Source organism: Thalassotalea mangrovi (genome assembly GCF_005116735.1).
Taxonomy (GTDB): domain Bacteria; phylum Pseudomonadota; class Gammaproteobacteria; order Enterobacterales; family Alteromonadaceae; genus Thalassotalea_A; species Thalassotalea_A mangrovi.
The window spans coordinates 97,586-115,629 of record NZ_SWDB01000018.1 but is presented as its reverse complement, the minus strand read 5'-3'; the positions used below and the strand labels follow the sequence as shown (position 1 = coordinate 115,629).

Genomic DNA, 18,044 nt, shown 5'->3' with positions numbered 1-18,044 from the left:
CAATGAAATCTATGTTGTAACTGAACCTCTGCCCTAACTCTGAGTTGTGCACAAACTTAATGTGATTGGTATTATTATTGTAGTTCAGGGCAGGTAATATCGACAAAAAAGGCAGAAGCGCGTTGCTTCTGCCTTTTTGTACTACACCAATTTCGCTCGGCTGTGAATACAATGTCAGGCCGTTATCCTGCGGGCATAGGATGGCCGTTGATCCGCGCCTGACCATCGCGAAACGCAAATGATAGGATCAAGCGATTCGCATCACGAATGATCACCCCTTGTTGCATCAGGTCATCTATATTGGCTTGCATGCCAAGATCTTCAAAAAATGCCACCGGTGCCGAACCGTGAGCGACCGCCTGCACGGCAAACATCATACTGACCGGGTTATTGGCATCAAATTTCTGTGGGTCGACAGTGATTTTCAGATCAGACTCAATAGGCCCGGCACTGGTATTAACGGACAAATTATCAATGCTAATTTTCGGATCACCGACAAGCAGATGTGGTATTTGTTGCTGGATGCCAGTTACCAATAACTGTTGTTGTTCCGGATCGTCCGATTGTAATTCAACCAGCAATTGTTTTAACTTGCTGATCACATTAATGTTCATATTTTCCATGCTCATCACATAATTGAAATCGGTAAACTGCTGGCCGGCAAACCTGATATCTTTAGCATCTGCCGTTATCTGACTGACCATCAGCTCATTTTCGACCGCTGATTCACTGTAAACGCTCAAATCATTAATACTCATGCTGTCAGCGTCGGATTCACCAAGTACGGCTGCTTCTGCCAGTGAAAATTTAACGCTGCCAATGGCCAGTGATGCCGGAGAAAACATATCCGAAAGAATGAAATGCTGCGCAATTTCCAGTTCCGTATTGCCAAGTCTTAGTACTTCGCGGTCATCTTCGACGATTTTCATGCCCTGCCACTGACCCGAGGTAGTCACTTCACCCGCAGGTGTCATAGTGCCGGTAAAGAGACCGGGCAGAATATGCAAACTGGCGGCAATCAGTTCAACCGTCACCGGTTTTATCTTCATTATGGTATCTGTTTCGCCACCAAAATGCGTGCGCATAACGCTGCTTACCGTATCATCAGGTAATTGCTCAAAGTTTATGATTTGCTGTTGTATTTCAGTGAGTAGTTGCGCACTGATGACCGAATCGGCCAATCCAAACCCCAAACCATCTGCGGTCCAGAGTAATGGTCCATGTTGAATATCATGACGCCCCTGGAAAGAAATTTCCGTCACATTACCCTGATCATCAGTCACTGGCATCGACATATGGATTTGAGCCGCAGAATAAAACCAGCCGCGCTGGTAATGGGCAATTTCAATATTCACGGAAGGGTTGGCAGACATTCTCTGGTACAAATCGTTAAGCTGTTGCTCAGTTTTGATGCCAATAAGATACGGGCTGGCCACGGCTGCCCCGACAGCAATCGCTGCCAATAATTTTTTCATTATCAATCCCTGGATTTATCCAATCGTATTATTTTTTATTTGCTGGGGGCGATTTAGTGTAGCACACACTTAAACGTTTACTGACTGATAAAACGTAAGATCTGAGATTGGAGCTCTGAATCATACCAGATGCTTTGATGATATTGAGGTGGTAGCGAAACTCGAGCTTCTATAAATACCTTTTCTCCCTGATATGCATCAAAGATATCAACAGCCTGGACATAAGGAGTGAGGACATCGTTAGGGTGATGTATAAACATCGCTCGCGCCTTTTGGTTATGCGAGTTTAGAGTACAGTCAGCCAGCGAGTCGGGTATCGATATTGTCATCAGCCTTGCAACAGGAGTGAGTAACCAGGACAAGCTACTCTTATTGGCATGATAATCCGCAATATTATTGATATCCATGGCTGACTCCAGAACCACCCCTCGCAGAGCTGCATGACGTGAAAGGCACAACCCAATGGATGTTGATATTGAGTGAGTTACGTAAAAGTGCGGAATATCTGGATACTCTCGCTGTTGCCGGGCCAACACCTGCTCGGCATCGGAAAACATCGTCGACAGTGATGCTTGTCCACTGCTTTTATCGAACCCCTGAAAGGAAAAAAAGGTCACCTGTAGATTCTGGTTGAGCAAATACCGATGGTAATAAATGACTTCACTTAACGACGCGGCATTACCACCTGAAACCATAACAGAGGCTGTAGGGTTATCTGGCGTATACAAGCTTACCTGTAATTTAACACCATTTTCTAAAGTCAAAAATGTATGTTGCAGGTCATCACGCCCCAAAAATTCAGGCAGTGAGGATAATCCGGAACTCGACTTACTTATACTGGGATGAAGAAAAACCTGGTTTGCACAGCCACATAGGAACAGATAAAAAATCAGCACTTGAATGTTGCGCAACATACCCAATTATTGATTAGAAAAGATAACTTAAGGATAGTGCAATATTCCCTTGTTGGTAGCTGTCATGGTGAAGCCATTCAGCAGAAAAAGATAGCTGAACATCATTGGTAAAATTCACAGTTTGTTTACTTGCCAATACCAACCGCTTCTCTTGCCAGTCACTAGCAGGCATTTCTATTCTCAGGGTTTGAGACGAATTGATTGTCTCACCGTTGTATAAATATCCGAATTCGGGTGTAAGTAAAACATCCGTATTGCTATCCCGATTGTAGGATAATGATGTATTTAAAAGCACAAAGGCCAAACCTCGTCCAATTTGAAGGGATTTACCCACTCCCAGAATTACCTGGTGATGTAGCGCAGAGTTGAGCTCGTCATCATAACGGCGACCGGATATTTCAAATGCCCATGACAACGGCTGAAAAAATTCGTCGCTGGCGGAAAGGGATTTCAGGCCAATTAGCTTGTAGTCAGCAATTTTATTGCGCTCAATGTCATATGCAAAATCTCCCAAAATGATTTCCTGGCCAGGCTTAAACCCTGCAATGGAATCCAATAAATCATGATACCCCAAACGGAAATTTAACAAAGCACCAGAAACCGATTGAAAACCTACACCTATTTTGGCGCTCGGGTGAGCGTCCTGCGGGGCAACCTCGGGCGATGGGAAGACTGGTGGCAAATATGATTTTTCCTTGCTTGCTTTCTGCAAGATTGCCATTTGCTGGTGTGCGCATTTTCTTGGGCGCAGATCCTGTTGGATCAAGTATTCTAAATAATCACTACTCAATCGCAATATCTGGCCGGTATCCTCTTCTAAGACATTGCTCGCAGGACATTGAGTCAGCGCAAGCACTCTTTGCTTCTCGGCGTTATTCAATGTGGTAGAGTGCAAGCGAAACTCATCAATAAACGACGGGTGAAAATTTGCCAGTTCAAGTCGCTGGTGATTATGCAGAAACTTTATCGTATCGATTGGCAGCGCCACATTATGGAACTCGTCAAGTAAACTAATATCGCTAATCGCGACATCAAGCAAAGCCATCAATTGATATGAACAGTTTTGATTCAGAAAGTAATAATTAAACTGCCGATCTTTTATTTCCCAAAAATGTAATAAAAAACGATTAATTTCCTCCTGCGTTAGCTTTATTTTGTAGCTCCAAATTTCTCGATTTTCTGTCACCGTGTATTCGCGTTTTTTCAAATAATGAGGATGCATTGCAAACACCCCAGGAAAACCACCCGTCAGTCCACTAACTATGTATTTTGCTGGATTCTGGGTATTGCTGACCGCGGCATAATTAATAATAGGATCCAGCAAAGCTGAGCGATCGCGTTTGTGTAGTCGCAAAAATGTGTGACCGAACACCGAAGAAGGATTGTTAAGATAATTGGAAGGAAAATGCAGATAAACCTCATCACTAGCAAATTGTTTTAGCCAATCATTCAATTCATCGCAATCCTCCAGGGTTATCTGTTGTCCCGTTTGTTTCGCTAACCATAATGTTCTTGCAGGAAACCTACACTTATTGCTCTGTAGTTGCTGCAGATTTGCGTTCAGTTCGGCTTCAGGATCATGCTTGCCATTTTTATCTAAAAAAAACTCTGAGTCGGCAACTTGAGAAAACTGCTGGCGGCTGAATGGATAAGGAGATGTTTGATAATGCAGTAGTGCTCGCCATTGCGGTGAGTCAGCGAGAGATGCTTGTTCTGCGAATGAAAAGTTGCAAATCATCACCAATAGGAAAAGAGGCCAAGCTTTGATTTTTGCCAATACGACATCCATGACTGTTTAAATTCCGTTCTTTATTTTATTAAAAAATAGTGCAAAAATGCTCAAACGATATCCAATGAAAAGTTACTGGTTATCGAAGAATAATAATGAATTATAAAGGAATAAAAAATGCTAAAGAAGATCGTATCTGCGCTAGTGGTTCTGACTGCGTTAAGTGGTTGTGCCAGTATTGTTGATGGTTCAACTCAACAAGTTACTATCCAATCAACACCAGCTGGTGCTGAAGTTTTAATTAATGGTGTATCTCAAGGCGTAACACCATTAACCATTGACGTAAAGCGTGCAGACAACACCTCTTTGACGGTGCGCAAGGAAGGCTATACTGATCAAACGATCACTATGACAACCAAGTTAAACTCTACTTTCTGGGGTAATGTAATCATTGGTGGCTTACCTGGTTCGACTACCGATGCCGCTACTGGTGCCAGTATTGAGTACGCTCCTGGCGTTCACTACTTCAACCTTGAAGCCAAATAACAGTGCGGCTTCGATCTAACAAAAGGGGCACTTACCGCCCCTTTTATTTCACCTGTTTGTTTGTTGCCATAGCAACCGCGACACTTGGTTGTGCGCAAGGTCCTGCAAAAAAATTTGATACGCAAATCGATAATTTTCAGGAAACGGTAAATTTACAGCATTTTGTACTGCTTAATTACCACAACATTTGCAAAAATATTCTTGTCGGTCACGGCGATTACCTGACTGCATTTCTGGATGCGGCCAGCGTTCCGCCCACGATACGAGCATCATTGTTACCTGAATTAAAAAAAATGGTAATAAGTCATCCACAACGCTATCAATTTGCTCTCCAGTCAGAAAAATTTCTTAGCCAGTTCCAGGCAGACCAGAAACAACCACTGCCCTTGTTTATCTGACTTCCTGTAAGTACTGCCTGTATTCTTTAACACCGAAATAGCGAATACTTTTTTTGTGAGTAATTTTTTTAGCTATCAGCTTTTCACCGCAGTAAATTTTAACCACTTGCTTGTCGCCATTGCTATCCGTGTCATAAGCATGATTCGGGTTTAACCGTAAATCATCAAATTCACTGCGCATAATTAATTTCATCGGATCTCCGTCCAGATTCCAGTGCCTGTTAACCTCAGGATATCGGTAATTGAAATTTAATACCAATCACATAAAGTTTGTGCACAACTCAGAGTGAGCAATAATTTAATGTGATTGGTATGACTGCAGGCGGATTCATTTACAGAATCGCAACCATTGGTTAGAGTTAGTTACTATTATGTATGGAAAAGCTAGCTAACCTGTTGGGTTGTTTGACTTTTTCAGTGACCAAACGGAGTAAATAAAATGGGTTATTTTAGCCGCGCCAAAACTACGGTGTTCAGTGGTTTGGCTATCGTTTCGCTGGGCTTGTCGGCAATGGCATCAGCAAATGATGCCTTACTCGACTTCCAGGACGTATTTAATATCGAATACGTAGGTTCGATCGCCGCGCATCCGAATAAAGATTACGTGATTTATGAGCGTCGTTCGCTCGATATTATGGCCGACAGCACCCGTTCTAATTTATGGCAAATCGAAGCTGATGGCAGCAACCACCGCCCGGTACTATCAGGTAAAACCAATTATCGGATGCCGGTATTTTCACCCGATGGTGCTCGCTTGGCTTACGTTTCCAGTGCGGAAGGCGATAACCAATTGTATATGCGCTGGCTCGATACCGGACAAACGGCGCGGGTTTCCAACCTCTCGCATTCTCCCCAGAGCGTCAGCTTTTCTCCAGATGGCAAATGGCTGGCGTTTGTAATGTTTACGCCAGCTAAACCTTCAAACCTAAACATAAACATGCCGAAAAAACCAAAAGGAGCGAAGTGGGCAGGTAATGCGACTTATATCGACTCCCTCGCTTATCGTAGCGACGGCGCCGGGTTCCTGCCATCTGGTTTTAATCATATTTATGTTGTCCCCAGTGAAGGCGGCAGTGCCCGGCAGATCACCCAGGGCGATTTTCATCATGATGGACAACTTTCCTGGACCGCAGACAGTCAGCATATTGTCTTTAGTTCCGATCGCCACGAGGACTGGCAGCGCCGGCCACTCGAGTCAGATATTTACCGGGTGAATGTTAAAACCGGCGAAATCACCACATTGTTGCAGCGACAAGGTCCGGAATTTGCGCCAGTCATCAGCCCCAAGGGCGATAGAATTGCATTTTTGCAGATAGATGATCGCAAGCTTGCCAGCCAGAATGCGCAATTATATGTCATGAATAGTGATGGTAGTAATGTCAAAGGTCTGGTCACTAAGCTGGATCGTCCACTTGGCAATGTTCAATGGGATCGGGCTGGCGATGGCCTTTACTTCAGTTACGATGACCACGGTAAGAAAAAACTCGGATACGTTAATTTGGGCGGAAAAATATCTCGCCTGGATGCGGAGCTTGGCGGACAATCCCTGGGGCGCCCATATACATCGGGTAATTACGTGGTTGGTAATAATGACAAACTTTTTTATACCCTGGCCAAAACCCAGCGCCCGGCCGATTTGGCAAGCTTAAGTAAAGGTGGTGCGACAAAACAGCTGACCCAGTTAAATCTCGATGCTCTGGGGTCAAAAGAGCTGGCAAAGGTTCGTTCACTGACGGTTAAATCGTCGGTCGATGAGCGCCCGGTTGAAGCCTGGCTGGCATTACCGCCGGATTTTGATCCCGATAAAAAATATCCGTTGATTCTCGAAATTCATGGTGGCCCTCATGCCGCCTATGGTCCACAGTTCAGCCTGGAAGTACAGTTAATGGCCGCTAAAGGCTATGTGGTAGTCTGGGCAAACCCCAGGGGTAGCACATCTTATGGCGAGGAGTTTGCCAACCTGATTCATCATAATTACCCATCTGAAGACTATAACGACCTGATGGATGTTGTCGATGGCGTAATCGAAGAAGGTTATGTGGATGAATCGCAGTTATATGTCACCGGTGGTAGTGGCGGTGGTACGCTAACCGCCTGGATCATAGGTAAAACCGATCGCTTCAAAGCCGCCGTGGTTGCCAAGCCGGTGATTAACTGGTTGAGCTTTAGTTTAACTGCGGATGGTTATGCCTATTTCACCCAGTACTGGATGCCCGGCATGCCATGGGAGCAGGTCGATCACTTATGGAAACATTCGCCATTAAGCCTGGTGGGCAATGTATCGACGCCGACCATGTTATTAACGGGTGAAGAAGATTACCGCACACCGATGAGCGAAACCGAGCAATACTATCAGGCTTTACAACTGCGTAATATTGACTCTGCAATGGTGCGCATACCTAAGGCAAGTCACGGTATTGCCGCACGGCCAAGTAATCTTATTCAGAAAATCGGTTACATTCTTGCCTGGTTCGATAAATACAAGCCCGAAACGGAATAGCCTATCAGTAATACACAAGCAAGCCCGATAACAATATCGGGCTTGCTTATTATTTATCCTATTAAAAATCGGCTATCAGTTAGCCGCTGGCGACGGAGCTTCACCAGCCGGTAAGCTTCTTAAGAAATCGATTAGATCGTTTAAGTCAGTATCGGCAACGTTGTGATAAATCTCCGTTGGCATTGGTGGCCTGAGCTTGCTACCGTCTGGGCGAACGCCGTATTTAATCACCTTTTTTAACTCTTCATCACTGTAGCCGGGCAGGTTTCCAGATGGCGTTAAATTGCTGCTGATGACCACAGAGCCATCCGGCTGTTTAAAGGGATTGCCACCAACGCCGACATACAGTTCATTATTCTGAAAGGCGTTATGGCATAAACTACAGTAAATTAACTCATAGACATACTTGCCTTTTGCCACCGGATCTTGCCCGTCTGGTGCTGGTACTTTATCGATAACAGGGCCATGCTGTTTGCGGGATTTTACCGTCATTTCACTCGGTTTAATCGTTCTGTTAACTAGGGGTAGTGAGCGCAGATAGGCGACGATGGCTTTTAAATCATCATCGGAAATATTTTTGTAGGTATTGACTGGCATCGGCGCACCAATGTAACTGCCATCCGGTCGAATGCCATTGCGTATTGATTGGCTAACTTGTTTATCAGTCCAACCGCCAATGCCGGTATCCTCGTCATCGGTGATATTGGGAGCGTTGCTCGTTATTCCGGCAACCTGGACTCCCTCAGCGCCCCCTAAATCCTCACCATGACAATGGGTACAGGAAAGCATATCGCGAACCAGGTAATGACCTCGCTCAATCTCTGGGTTCGTTTCAAAAGCCATTAACGGTGTGTTAATGACTAACGTGAGGATAATTACGACGATGCCATGTTTCATCTCAGGTACCTTGTTATTTTAAGCATTGATTCACTGAATTTTAGTAGCGCAGCGAGATATTTTACAATTAACAATAAGTTAGCCCGAGCTTTAAATTACATTATGGGAGCAGTGAAGGATACTGACATCTAACGGTTTCGTTTGTTGCAAAATCAAAAGTAAAAAGCCGAGATAAACTCCCGGCTTTTTCGTTACTTTTGTTAAATCATCTACAACTGTCTTTTGATTAATTAATTCAACATCGCCGGCGCCCACCAGATCCCTAATAGGGTAATAAGTATCAGGCCGATAATATTTAGCATCACCCCGGCCCTGACCATCTGTGGAATAGTAAGTTTTCCGGAGGCAAAAACGATGGCATTAGGAGGCGTTGCTACCGGCAACATAAAGGCACAACTTGCCGCTAATGTAATTGGCACGCAAAGCAATAATGGATTAATTTCACCTTGCAGGGCAATAGCGCCCATCACCGGTAAAAATGTGGCAGTAGTTGCCAGGTTGCTGGTAATTTCAGTCAGGAAAATAACCAGCGCGGTTGCTGCCAGGATCAGGAATAGTACTCCAAATGCGCTGATTGGTGTCAGGCTCTCGCCCAGCCACTGCGCTAGCCCGGACGACGAGAATGCACTGGCCAGGCTCAGTCCACCACCAAACAACACCAGTACCCCCCAGGGTAATTTATTAACATCATGCCAGGTCATCAACTGAGCCTGCGCGCGATTCCCACTGGGTAGGATAAACAGCAACATTGCCGCGGCCATAACAATGCCAGTATCTGACAGACCTTCGACGCCAAGGTAAGTAGCCAGAGGCCTGCGCACCATCCATAACAAAATTACGATGGCGAATACGATAGCGACACGTTTTTCCGGCTTGCTGATAGGGCCAAGTTCCAATTTTAACTGATTCAGGTGCTGCTTTACCTCGTCCGATTCAGGAATGTTCACTTTGTAAAGAATCCGGGTTAACGTCACCCAGGCCAGAGGCAACATAATGATCATCACCGGCACACCTACCGCCATCCAGCTGGCAAACGAAATCTCGATGCCGTAATTTTCCTGAACAAATGCCGCCAGCAAGGCGTTTGGCGGAGTACCGACCAGGGTTGCCAGGCCACCAATGGTAGCTGCGTAGGCAAGGCCAAGTAACATCGCGATCTGAAAAGAGGCTTTTTCTTTATCAGTCAAATTGACTACGTTCTCCGTAATGACCGAGGCAACCGACAAGGCTATCGGCATCAGCATCATGGTCGTCGATGTATTGGTCATCCACATAGAAAGCAACGCAGCGACCACCATAAAACCGAGAATCAATTTACGCCCATCGGTGCCCGTATGGCTCAAAATCAGCAACGCCAGGCGTTTGTGCAAATTCCAGCGTTCTACCGCCAGCGCCAGAATGAAGGCTCCCAAAAACAAATAAATAATCGGGTTTGAATAGGGCATCGCGGCTTCTTTGGCCGTAGATATTCCTAACAGGTGGAAGGTCACCAAGGGGAGAAATGCCGTCACCGGCACGGGCACCGCTTCGGTTGACCACCATACTGCCATCCAGATAGCGATAGCGGCGGTTTTCCAGGCCACAGGGTCCATGGTCGATTGCATATTGGCAAATATCATCATCAGGGCAAACAAGCCCGGTCCGAGAATAAGACCAATATTCTGATAACCTGCCCTTGTGGGTGAATAAGAGTGTTGTTCTGACATGAAATTATTTTATTTTTTATGGGGAAAGTTACCCTCCACCCCTGAGGATGGAGGGGTCATGGATTAAAGCGAGGCTTTCACTTCAAGATAAAATTCCCGGCCATAATCCGAGTGAGCATCGGAGAAATAACCGAAGTAGCGATCCGCAAGCGGAGCTCGCTCATCGGTAAAGTTCTTGATACCCAGGCGAACCCGAGAGTCAGCGCCAAACGCGTCAAACTTATAATCAAAGCTGGCATTGTAAGTCGTCATCGACGGCACATTATAGCGAGTACCATCTTCCAGCGTTAATGAACTTTGATAAAAGCTGCCCACTTTAAAGGCACTTAATGAGGCACCAAAGGCATCGTTATACCAACGAAGCTTAGCCGTATGACGCTCATCCTGATTACCATCCATACCAATCAAATCGGCAAAACCTGCAACCGGGTAATTATCCGGAAGAATTCCGGCATTTTGCGCATCTACCAACACTTTCGCATCACCACCCGCATCCTGCTCATAGGTTTCCAGGAATGAACCGTTATATTTCACATCAAAGGTGCCGTAAGCGGTATCAATGTTGTAGTAAATACCAACATCAAAACCTTCCACGGTTCGGTCATCCAGGTTGGCATACTGATCATTAATAAATTTAATGTCACCCGCCGGACATATGCCCGCAGCCTGGTAAACTGCTAACTCTTCCGCATCCAATGAAGAACCTTCACGCTCTACCGCGCCATTAAATGTCATATCACAATTAGCGGTACCCGCTTGCAGACGATACACCAGATCTAACAGGGTATGGTTTTCTTCACCAAATAAGCCAATGGTATCTTCTTTTTTGATCGACCAGAAATCGATGGTCATCGACAGGTTATCGGTTGGTGTCCAGGCAAGGCCAATTGAGGTATTGGTAGACTGTTCCGGTTTCAACTTATCGCTACCCATGGCAATACGTTGAGTGGAGTTGGTACAATCGAGAATATCCTGATCCGGATCGCCGCCATTGTCCGCTGCATACTCACAGGCCCAGTCAGTACGGGTATTATTCCGGGCAACAATATCTTCATTAACCGTTACCAGGTTTGGCGCACGGAATGCTTCCGACCAGGAACCGCGAACCAGTAGTTGTTCCACCGGGCGCCAGCCAAAGGCAATTTTCCCGACCGTAGTGCTGTCATCAATATCATCAAAGTCTTCATAACGCAGCGCCATTTGCACATCCAGGCTGTCCAGTACCGGAATCTGAACCTCGGTAAACAGAGAGGGTTACCTGGCGCTCCCCTTCGTTATCCGGTGTCGGGCTTGAATTCACCACATCAGACACGTACGGATAGGTATCGCCATCACTATCGGTAAAAACGATAGTACCATCGAGACGATCGTCGCGATCATCGACAAAGCTTTCTTTACGCCACTCAAACCCGGCTAAGAAGGCCACAGGGCCTGCCGGTAAACTAAATAAATCGGCCGTTGAGAATTTTAAATCAAAGGTTGTTAGTTTGGTCTCACTGATACGCTCAACATCAATCAAGGCGCGTTCAATATTCGAATCGATGCCGCCGGAAAACGGGTTATAGGCCGCAGGCGTCGGATCGTTCAAGGCTTCCTGCATTAAAAGATTCGATACCCGGTTGTGGGTGATATCTTCTTTCGTTGCCTTTGAATGAGAGACTGCGGTTTCCCAGTCCCAATCACCGATCATCCCTCTGAAACCCTGTAGTAAACGGTAAGTATCGCCATCATTGTCAACGATACGTGGAAACTCAGCAAACCGATAATTATCAAGGACGATATCAAAGCCTTCATCCGGGAACGTACCAGTAATCGACTCATCCAGACGATTTGGCGATCCTATAGCCCCCCAAATGGGTTGTAATAGTTATTGGCTGATACGACTAGCTCAGAGGTGGAAAAGGATGCCGAAGCGTGGCGTACCATATTAGTTTGTGACTTATAAAACGACAGCTCAGAGAACGACTCCATGTCATTATCAAATTCATGGTTTACAAAAACAAAGACATTGTTACGTTGCAAATCCGAGCGAATGTCACGGCCTACCGCATTGTAATCAAGACGATAAAAGCCGGCATCATCATCAGAGATACCACATGTATAAGCGCTTAGTTGATAACCATCAGCACAGGCCGGGTCGGAAATTGGGTAGACATGAAATTCACCACCCGAATCGACTAAGCCATTATTATCCAGATCCCCCTCATTACCGGGTACGATATCAAACTTCCCGTATAACGAGTTGGCGGTATCATTACGAAAATCGGTGCTGCCCGCCCAGGGTGAATCTTCCGGTAATCGATCGCGAAAATCGGAACTGGCCCAGCGTTCATCATCCAGTGAACTTACCCGATCGCGATCGTAAAAACTATAGAAGACACTGACATTGGTGGCGCCATCGTTAAAATCTTTACCGGCTTCGATGGAAAATGAACGGCTGCCTCGGGAAAAATTATCGTATTCGGATAATTTACCGCGGAAGGTAAAGCCTTCGTAATTACTTTTCAGCACATGGTTAACAACACCAGCAACCGCGTCCGCACCATAGATTGCCGAGGCACCATCACGCAGAACTTCCACCCGCTGCAGACCGACTACCGGTATGGTGTTAGAGTTAACGGAATTGACCGGTACAAAACTACCACCGACTTCCTCGGTCTGAAACGTTGCCGAGTTAACCAGGCGGCGACCATTTAACAATACCAGGGTATTGCCGGTCCCCAGGTTGCGCAGGTTAAAGGCGCCAACATCACCACGAGCAGCATTGACGCCACCGGAGATATTTTCCGCTTCATTAAAAAAGTTCTGTCCATTTTCCGGGATCAGGCTCATCAGTTCATCACCGGAATCAACCCCCATGGTTTCTATGTCTTCAGCATTGACCACGGATACCGCCAGTGCTTCGCTTATCGCGCCACCGCGGATTTGCGAACCAACCACGGTAATGGTTTCGACTTCTTCGGTTTTTTCTGTAGTTTGTGCATCCTGTGCCAATGCTGGCATCGCCAACACTAAGCCGCTGAAATACAGCGCATTACGCACAGATTGATTAAGTAAGGATCGGTTAAACACCGTCTTAGTAGTGGATTTCATCGCATTCCCCTGATTTTTATAGGTTTTATTATGCTTGGTTAGTTATTTTTATTGTCAGTAACCTTATATAGACGCCTGGGTAAGAAAAACCCCCTACTGCCGACTCAAATAATTTTCAAGAATTTAACATTGCGAAAACAAAACCCAGGAATACCAACCATAGGGCGGCACTGGCAACTTTGCTGTAGCGCACAGATTCAAACTCTGCGACGGTATCATCCGTACTTTGATTTGCAGGAAAGGTTTGTAATTCGTTGTGCGACCCAGCCTCCAGAAAACTGGTTTTGGCCCAGAATTCTGATAACTCTTCAAAGGCCCACAAATGAGTGGCGTCCGCACTTAGCCAGGCTTGAAATGCTTCTTGCTGCTCGAGGTCGAAGCCTTCACTATCAAGTTTTGCTATCCACTGCATCGCTTCGTCGGCTACCTCGTCGGGCACGCCAATGGCCAACCATTCTTCAAGGGACATTAGGCAACCTTATCTGTATCTTGCCTGGAGTTAGCCATTTTTGTTGCCCGCATTTTAATGTCACGCATCACATATTCTCGACATAGTTTCATAGCTTTAGTGATATGATTTTCTACGGTTTTTGTGGAGACATTTAACAGGGTAGCGATTTCTTTATGAGATTTCTGCTGTACTTTTCTTAGTAAAAATACCTGGCGACAGGCATTAGGAAGGTTTGCGATGGCCTCGTCCAGCAAGCGTCGTTCGTCTTCCTGACGGATTTTTTCCTCATTACTAAGTTGATTAAGTCGATCCTGATCAATGTCATAGACACTACGAACAGAAGCACGTACGACATTTTCATGCCGCAAACGACTGATAGTGATATTACGGGCAATACGAAACAATAAGGCCTGGGGGTTTTCGATGTTTTTTTGTTGGCTGATTTCAAATAACTTAAGATACGCTTCCTGAACGATATCATCCACCTCATCAAGGCTGACCAGCTTTGACAAAGAAGCCGTTAATTTGATTTTCGTTTGTTTTGAGAATTCCAAAAACCACTGATTATTGTTATTCATCGCGATCTGAAGCTTATTGTTATTTTTAAATCTGAATTATTTTATCACATAAAATCATGATATTAGCTGGTGACTCTGAGCTGCCCCATACCAATATATGCAATTTTACAGGCAATGTATAACGTTTGTTTAATCGACAAATTTTGCGTCATTCACGCGCTGCTGAAGACAATAATCAATCACCGCCATCGTTTGCTGTTTCGCTAATCCGGTGTAGCTTTCCGGGGTAAATACCTGACGGATTTGCTCTGCGGTTAGCAGCGACATAATATCATCATTTGCCAGCACAAGGTTTTCAAGGTTAACCTGTTGTTCTATCGATTGCACAGCCAGCTGGTGAATGAGGTCGTTGGCACTGGTTTTCCCCATGTGCGGTGCCAGGGTAAAAACCAGGCGCTGCGACATCACCAGCCCATTCGTTTTCATCACATTGGCTTTCATCATGTCGGCATTGACTTGCAAATTCTTCAATAACGCCCTGGCGGTAATTAGCATGTTCGCGGTGTCGATACTGATTTCCTCAATGACGCGATTCGGGCGTGAGGTGTTGTCTCGTTCATAGAAATTCACCATATCATCGCCTATCACCTCGGCAAGGCGTGGAATGGTCCGGGAGTAGTGGATCAATGCTTCGGATTTGCTGGGATTCTTTTTGTGCGGCATCGTACTGCTGCCAACAGCAGTTTTTCGACGAACTTCCTCAATCTCGCCAATATCCGTCGATTGCAGCAGAAATATCTCCTGGCCGATTCGCCCATAGGAACGACTAATCATTGCCACAACATACGCGTAATGAGCGAATACATCGCGACTTGGGTGCCAGTCACTAACGTAAGGATTATCAGACAACCCCAATTCCATGCTGAATGCGTTCTCCAGAGCCATTCCTTCACTGCCAAGCCCCAGATAACTGCCAACCGCTCCTTTCAATATCGCTGACTGCTGTAGCGATCCCCTTACTTGTTGCAGCCGCTCTATATTACGGCGGTTTTCGCCTAACCAGGTGCTGACTTTTTTACCAAAGGTAATCGGTAATGCGTGTTGCCCCAGAGTACGGCCAATCATTAAGGTATCGGCGTGCTCTTTGGCAAGATCAATCATCAGCAACTCATTTTCTCGCATCAATTCAAGCAGAGCATCCGTCGCCGATTTAAGCTGCAGTACCAATAAGGTGTCGTAGATATCAACCGTGGTCGCTCCATAATGCATATATTGTTCGGCACCATTATCGAGTGATCGCTGCCACACATTTAACAATGCAACCATGCGATGACGAACCTTCTCATACTCGTTTTGGTATTCATCCGCAGGCACATTTTCACTTCGGGCTTTAGCGCTGATTTCATCCGCAGCCCATACTGGAATAATCCCTAATTCTCCCTGCGCTCTAGCCAACGCAGCTTCAATATCCAACACTTGCTGGGTACGATTTCGCTCAGAAAAAATCGCCTCGACGTCTTTAGCCACAACCTGAGTCGTACAGAAAATCGTTGCGATAAAAAAGAAATAGTTAACTTTCATTAGCCTTGATCCGTTTTGGTGCTGAAACCCTTGTATCCTAGTTTGAAGCGATAAAAATTAGGGGAAATTATTCGTATCTGAAATCTAAACTTATACATAGTCGTTTGTGGGAATCAAATCCCCTACTTTTCAAAGCGATAAAAATGCTGATAAGGTGACACAACATTCATCATCATAAATTTCCATGAAACCTAATCTATTGATTCTGCTACTGGCATCGCTTTTCTCGACAGGACTTTATGCTTATTCCGAAGCTAGCTACGAGAAAAACTCTCCCGACACTGTACTTTTCGTCGGTAACAGCTTTAGTTATTTCAATAATGGCGTTCACCGTCATTATCTCAACTTACTTAAAGCATCAGGGAACTGGCGACCAGGTGTGCATCGAAGCCGGTTGCTCACCCTCTCAGGTGGTCGACTTTCAGAGCACAGCGCCGGAATAAAAGCCCTGATAAATCGAGAAAATGGCAAGGCCTGGGACATTGTCGTATTGCAAGAGCATTCCACTGGAGCTATCGGGTCTAACTACCAACAATTCCTGTTACCCGCAATTACTCGTCTGCTCCCCGAGATTCGCGGTATCGGCGCAGAACCCGTTTTATTTATGACCTGGGCTTATGGTAACAAGCCAGAAATGCTAAATGCGATTATTGCCGGTTATGAGCGCGTCGCTAAACAACATTTATTGCGAATAGCACCGGTTGGCCTGGCGTTTGCAAAAACCGCCAGACATTATCCCGATATTTCACTATTTACCGCTGACATAGTCGGCTTTGATGATGGCCAGGCGATTTTTTCCAACAACCTGAAACATCCCAGCATGGCGGGCACTTACCTGGCCGCCTGCGTATTTTACAGTCTATTGCAGCAAACCTCGCCACAGGGACTCGACTACAACCCTGGATTATCTACAGAACATATAACTAAATTACAAAACATTGCCTGGAGTACAGTCGAAAGTTATCGCCAGGTCGGTAAAACAGGGAGCGAAAATGAGCCTGAATAAACGGTCCATATTTAAATGTGCCAGCGTCGTTGTTTTAGGCTGCGCATTGGTTATTACTGCTGGTTGCCAGTACCAAAAATCAAGCAATGATAGCACTCAAGCTCCGACTCTCGTGCCTAGCGAACCGTGTGAGCACGGCAATATTGTTATTGAACAAGACTTTGAAAGTGGACAATTTGGTGAATGTCGGGTCGATGCTAAAGGCAACTTTTATCTGAACATTGTTCCGGAAGCAACACCGATCAATCCAAGTCCCTGGTATGCCTTTAAGGTCGCCAATCCCGATGCCGAAAACATTAACGTACAACTACACTTTTCCGGTTATTGGTATCGATACTGGCCTAAATTCAGCCGCGACAAGCACTCATGGCAGTCCTTATCCAGGGAGCAAGTCATCGCTAATGATGAGCAAAAGACCTTAACCCTGAATTTAGCGGAGCAAGGAGATTTTTATATCGCCGCACAACCGATTGTCGATAACCAACATTATCAGCAATGGGTCAATAAAATCAGCGCTCTTTCTGATTTGAGCGCAAGTCAGTTTGGGCAATCCGACGGCGGCAGAGCACTACTGGCATTGCAGACGTCGGTGGACGACTCGAAAGCCAACATTGTGATTCTCGGCCGCCAGCATCCGCCAGAGGTAACCGGTGCCATGGCGTTATTTACATTTGTGGAAACACTAATGGCGAACGATGCTTTAGCGCAAGATTTCCGGGAACACTTCAACCTGTTAATTTTGCCTAACTTAAATCCTGATGGTGTAGCTCAGGGATATTGGCGCCTGAATAACAATTTCACCGATTTGAATCGCGACTGGGGAGCATTTAACGAGCCAGAAATCCAACACGCCAATGCCGCGATCGAGAAATTCCTTGGTGAAAACCCCCTGATGTCGATGCTGGATTTTCACTCAACTAAGAAAAATATCCTGTATACCCAGAAAGACGGACAAAGCCGTTTTCCGCAATTTGCTAATAACTGGCATCAGGCCATCAATCAGGAACTCCGAGAGCAAAACCAAGACATTACCATGGCTCGCAAAGGCTCTCACAACCCCAAATTAAATACTGCCAAACGCTACTTTTATGAACGTTATGATATTCCGGCGATCACAGTTGAACTTGATGACGTAAACAATCAGTCTGAGGCAGAAAGTTTAGGCCGGGTAATCGCCAGGACGTATATGCAGCAGTTGCTGGAGCTTAGGACTCAGTAATGAGAACGAAG

16 protein-coding genes are annotated in these 18,044 nt (G+C 45.6%); 4 read left to right on the top strand and 12 right to left on the bottom strand.

Annotated elements, in window-relative coordinates; translation table 11 throughout:
- Positions 1–182: 182 nt before the first annotated feature.
- The 3 genes from E8M12_RS08385 to E8M12_RS08375 all read right to left on the bottom strand — a co-directional run bounded on the left by E8M12_RS08385 (position 183) and on the right by E8M12_RS08375 (position 4,178).
- Positions 183–1,475, bottom strand: coding sequence for a DUF945 family protein (locus tag E8M12_RS08385; RefSeq protein WP_136735690.1), 1,293 nt, complete (start codon positions 1,473–1,475; stop codon positions 183–185).
- Between the two features lie 77 nt (positions 1,476–1,552).
- Positions 1,553–2,239 carry a serine aminopeptidase domain-containing protein gene (locus tag E8M12_RS08380; protein ID WP_169303080.1) on the bottom strand — a complete coding sequence of 229 codons (687 nt, stop codon included), beginning with the start codon at positions 2,237–2,239 and terminating at the stop codon, positions 1,553–1,555.
- A gap of 163 nt (positions 2,240–2,402) precedes the next feature.
- Positions 2,403–4,178 (bottom strand): Lnb N-terminal periplasmic domain-containing protein, encoded by a 1,776-nt coding sequence (locus tag E8M12_RS08375; protein ID WP_136735688.1) that lies wholly within the window; start codon positions 4,176–4,178, stop codon positions 2,403–2,405.
- Between the two features lie 117 nt (positions 4,179–4,295).
- Between E8M12_RS08375 and E8M12_RS08370 the strand changes: the two genes are divergently transcribed.
- The gene (locus E8M12_RS08370) at positions 4,296–4,664 is read left to right on the top strand and encodes a PEGA domain-containing protein (protein WP_136735687.1); all 369 of its coding nucleotides are present in this window, start codon (positions 4,296–4,298) and stop codon (positions 4,662–4,664) included.
- Between the two features lie 390 nt (positions 4,665–5,054).
- Here E8M12_RS08370 and E8M12_RS08360 read toward each other — a convergent pair whose 3' ends face one another.
- The gene (locus tag E8M12_RS08360; RefSeq protein WP_136735685.1) at positions 5,055–5,255 is read right to left on the bottom strand and encodes a hypothetical protein; all 201 of its coding nucleotides are present in this window, start codon (positions 5,253–5,255) and stop codon (positions 5,055–5,057) included.
- A 246-nt stretch (positions 5,256–5,501) separates the two neighbouring features.
- On the opposite strand from E8M12_RS08360, the gene E8M12_RS08355 reads away from it, so the two are divergent.
- Positions 5,502–7,562 carry a S9 family peptidase gene (locus E8M12_RS08355; protein WP_136735684.1) on the top strand — a complete coding sequence of 687 codons (2,061 nt, stop codon included), beginning with the start codon at positions 5,502–5,504 and terminating at the stop codon, positions 7,560–7,562.
- A 75-nt stretch (positions 7,563–7,637) separates the two neighbouring features.
- On the opposite strand, the gene E8M12_RS08350 is transcribed toward E8M12_RS08355, so the two are convergent.
- From E8M12_RS08350 to E8M12_RS08325, 8 genes are all read right to left on the bottom strand, one after another.
- Positions 7,638–8,459, bottom strand: coding sequence for a c-type cytochrome (locus E8M12_RS08350; RefSeq protein WP_136735683.1), 822 nt, complete (start codon positions 8,457–8,459; stop codon positions 7,638–7,640).
- Positions 8,460–8,689: 230 nt separating this feature from the next.
- The gene (locus tag E8M12_RS08345; RefSeq protein ID WP_136735682.1) at positions 8,690–10,165 is read right to left on the bottom strand and encodes an SLC13 family permease; all 1,476 of its coding nucleotides are present in this window, start codon (positions 10,163–10,165) and stop codon (positions 8,690–8,692) included.
- Positions 10,166–10,228: 63 nt separating this feature from the next.
- Entirely contained in the window at positions 10,229–11,365 is a 1,137-nt protein-coding gene (locus E8M12_RS16485; protein WP_246034067.1) for a TonB-dependent receptor domain-containing protein, read from the bottom strand.
- Positions 11,349–11,855 carry a hypothetical protein gene (locus E8M12_RS16480; protein WP_246034066.1) on the bottom strand — a complete coding sequence of 169 codons (507 nt, stop codon included), beginning with the start codon at positions 11,853–11,855 and terminating at the stop codon, positions 11,349–11,351. Before E8M12_RS16480 ends, E8M12_RS16485 begins: the two co-directional genes overlap by 17 nt.
- 149 nt (positions 11,856–12,004) lie before the next feature.
- A complete protein-coding gene (locus E8M12_RS16475; protein WP_246034064.1) occupies positions 12,005–13,258 on the bottom strand; it encodes a TonB-dependent receptor plug domain-containing protein in 1,254 nt (417 codons plus the stop codon).
- 115 nt (positions 13,259–13,373) lie between these two features.
- Positions 13,374–13,727: a FecR/PupR family sigma factor regulator gene (locus E8M12_RS08335; protein ID WP_136735681.1), complete on the bottom strand. Its 354-nt coding sequence runs from the start codon at positions 13,725–13,727 to the stop codon at positions 13,374–13,376.
- Positions 13,727–14,287, bottom strand: a complete 561-nt coding sequence (locus E8M12_RS08330) for a sigma-70 family RNA polymerase sigma factor (RefSeq protein ID WP_136735680.1) — start codon at positions 14,285–14,287, stop codon at positions 13,727–13,729. Before E8M12_RS08330 ends, E8M12_RS08335 begins: the two co-directional genes overlap by 1 nt.
- A gap of 129 nt (positions 14,288–14,416) precedes the next feature.
- Positions 14,417–15,808 carry a lyase family protein gene (locus E8M12_RS08325; protein ID WP_136735679.1) on the bottom strand — a complete coding sequence of 464 codons (1,392 nt, stop codon included), beginning with the start codon at positions 15,806–15,808 and terminating at the stop codon, positions 14,417–14,419.
- Positions 15,809–15,992: 184 nt separating this feature from the next.
- Between E8M12_RS08325 and E8M12_RS08320 the strand changes: the two genes are divergently transcribed.
- Together E8M12_RS08320 and E8M12_RS08315 are read left to right on the top strand one after the other, a co-directional pair.
- Positions 15,993–16,814, top strand: a complete 822-nt coding sequence (locus E8M12_RS08320) for an SGNH/GDSL hydrolase family protein (protein ID WP_136735678.1) — start codon at positions 15,993–15,995, stop codon at positions 16,812–16,814.
- Positions 16,801–18,033, top strand: coding sequence for a M14 family metallopeptidase (locus E8M12_RS08315; RefSeq protein ID WP_136735676.1), 1,233 nt, complete (start codon positions 16,801–16,803; stop codon positions 18,031–18,033). Before E8M12_RS08320 ends, E8M12_RS08315 begins: the two co-directional genes overlap by 14 nt.
- Positions 18,034–18,044 lie beyond the last annotated feature (11 nt).

Excerpts from the sequence above, each read along its gene's own strand:
- E8M12_RS08385 (WP_136735690.1), bottom strand. The coding sequence starts at position 1,475 with ATGAAAAAATTATTGGCAGCGATTGCTGTCGGGGCAGCCGTGGCCAGC.
- E8M12_RS08325 (WP_136735679.1), bottom strand. The coding sequence starts at position 15,808 with ATGAAAGTTAACTATTTCTTTTTTATCGCAACGATTTTCTGTACGACT.
- E8M12_RS16480 (WP_246034066.1), bottom strand. The coding sequence starts at position 11,855 with ATGATCGGTGATTGGGACTGGGAAACCGCAGTCTCTCATTCAAAGGCA.
- E8M12_RS16485 (WP_246034067.1), bottom strand. The coding sequence starts at position 11,365 with ATGGCGCTGCGTTATGAAGACTTTGATGATATTGATGACAGCACTACG.
- E8M12_RS08330 (WP_136735680.1), bottom strand. The coding sequence starts at position 14,287 with ATGAATAACAATAATCAGTGGTTTTTGGAATTCTCAAAACAAACGAAA.
- E8M12_RS08355 (WP_136735684.1), top strand. The coding sequence starts at position 5,502 with ATGGGTTATTTTAGCCGCGCCAAAACTACGGTGTTCAGTGGTTTGGCT.
- E8M12_RS08345 (WP_136735682.1), bottom strand. The coding sequence starts at position 10,165 with ATGTCAGAACAACACTCTTATTCACCCACAAGGGCAGGTTATCAGAAT.
- E8M12_RS08370 (WP_136735687.1), top strand. The coding sequence starts at position 4,296 with ATGCTAAAGAAGATCGTATCTGCGCTAGTGGTTCTGACTGCGTTAAGT.
- E8M12_RS08360 (WP_136735685.1), bottom strand. The coding sequence starts at position 5,255 with ATGAAATTAATTATGCGCAGTGAATTTGATGATTTACGGTTAAACCCG.
- E8M12_RS08350 (WP_136735683.1), bottom strand. The coding sequence starts at position 8,459 with ATGAAACATGGCATCGTCGTAATTATCCTCACGTTAGTCATTAACACA.
- E8M12_RS08315 (WP_136735676.1), top strand. The coding sequence starts at position 16,801 with ATGAGCCTGAATAAACGGTCCATATTTAAATGTGCCAGCGTCGTTGTT.
- E8M12_RS08335 (WP_136735681.1), bottom strand. The coding sequence starts at position 13,727 with ATGTCCCTTGAAGAATGGTTGGCCATTGGCGTGCCCGACGAGGTAGCC.
- E8M12_RS08320 (WP_136735678.1), top strand. The coding sequence starts at position 15,993 with ATGAAACCTAATCTATTGATTCTGCTACTGGCATCGCTTTTCTCGACA.
- E8M12_RS16475 (WP_246034064.1), bottom strand. The coding sequence starts at position 13,258 with ATGAAATCCACTACTAAGACGGTGTTTAACCGATCCTTACTTAATCAA.
- E8M12_RS08375 (WP_136735688.1), bottom strand. The coding sequence starts at position 4,178 with ATGGATGTCGTATTGGCAAAAATCAAAGCTTGGCCTCTTTTCCTATTG.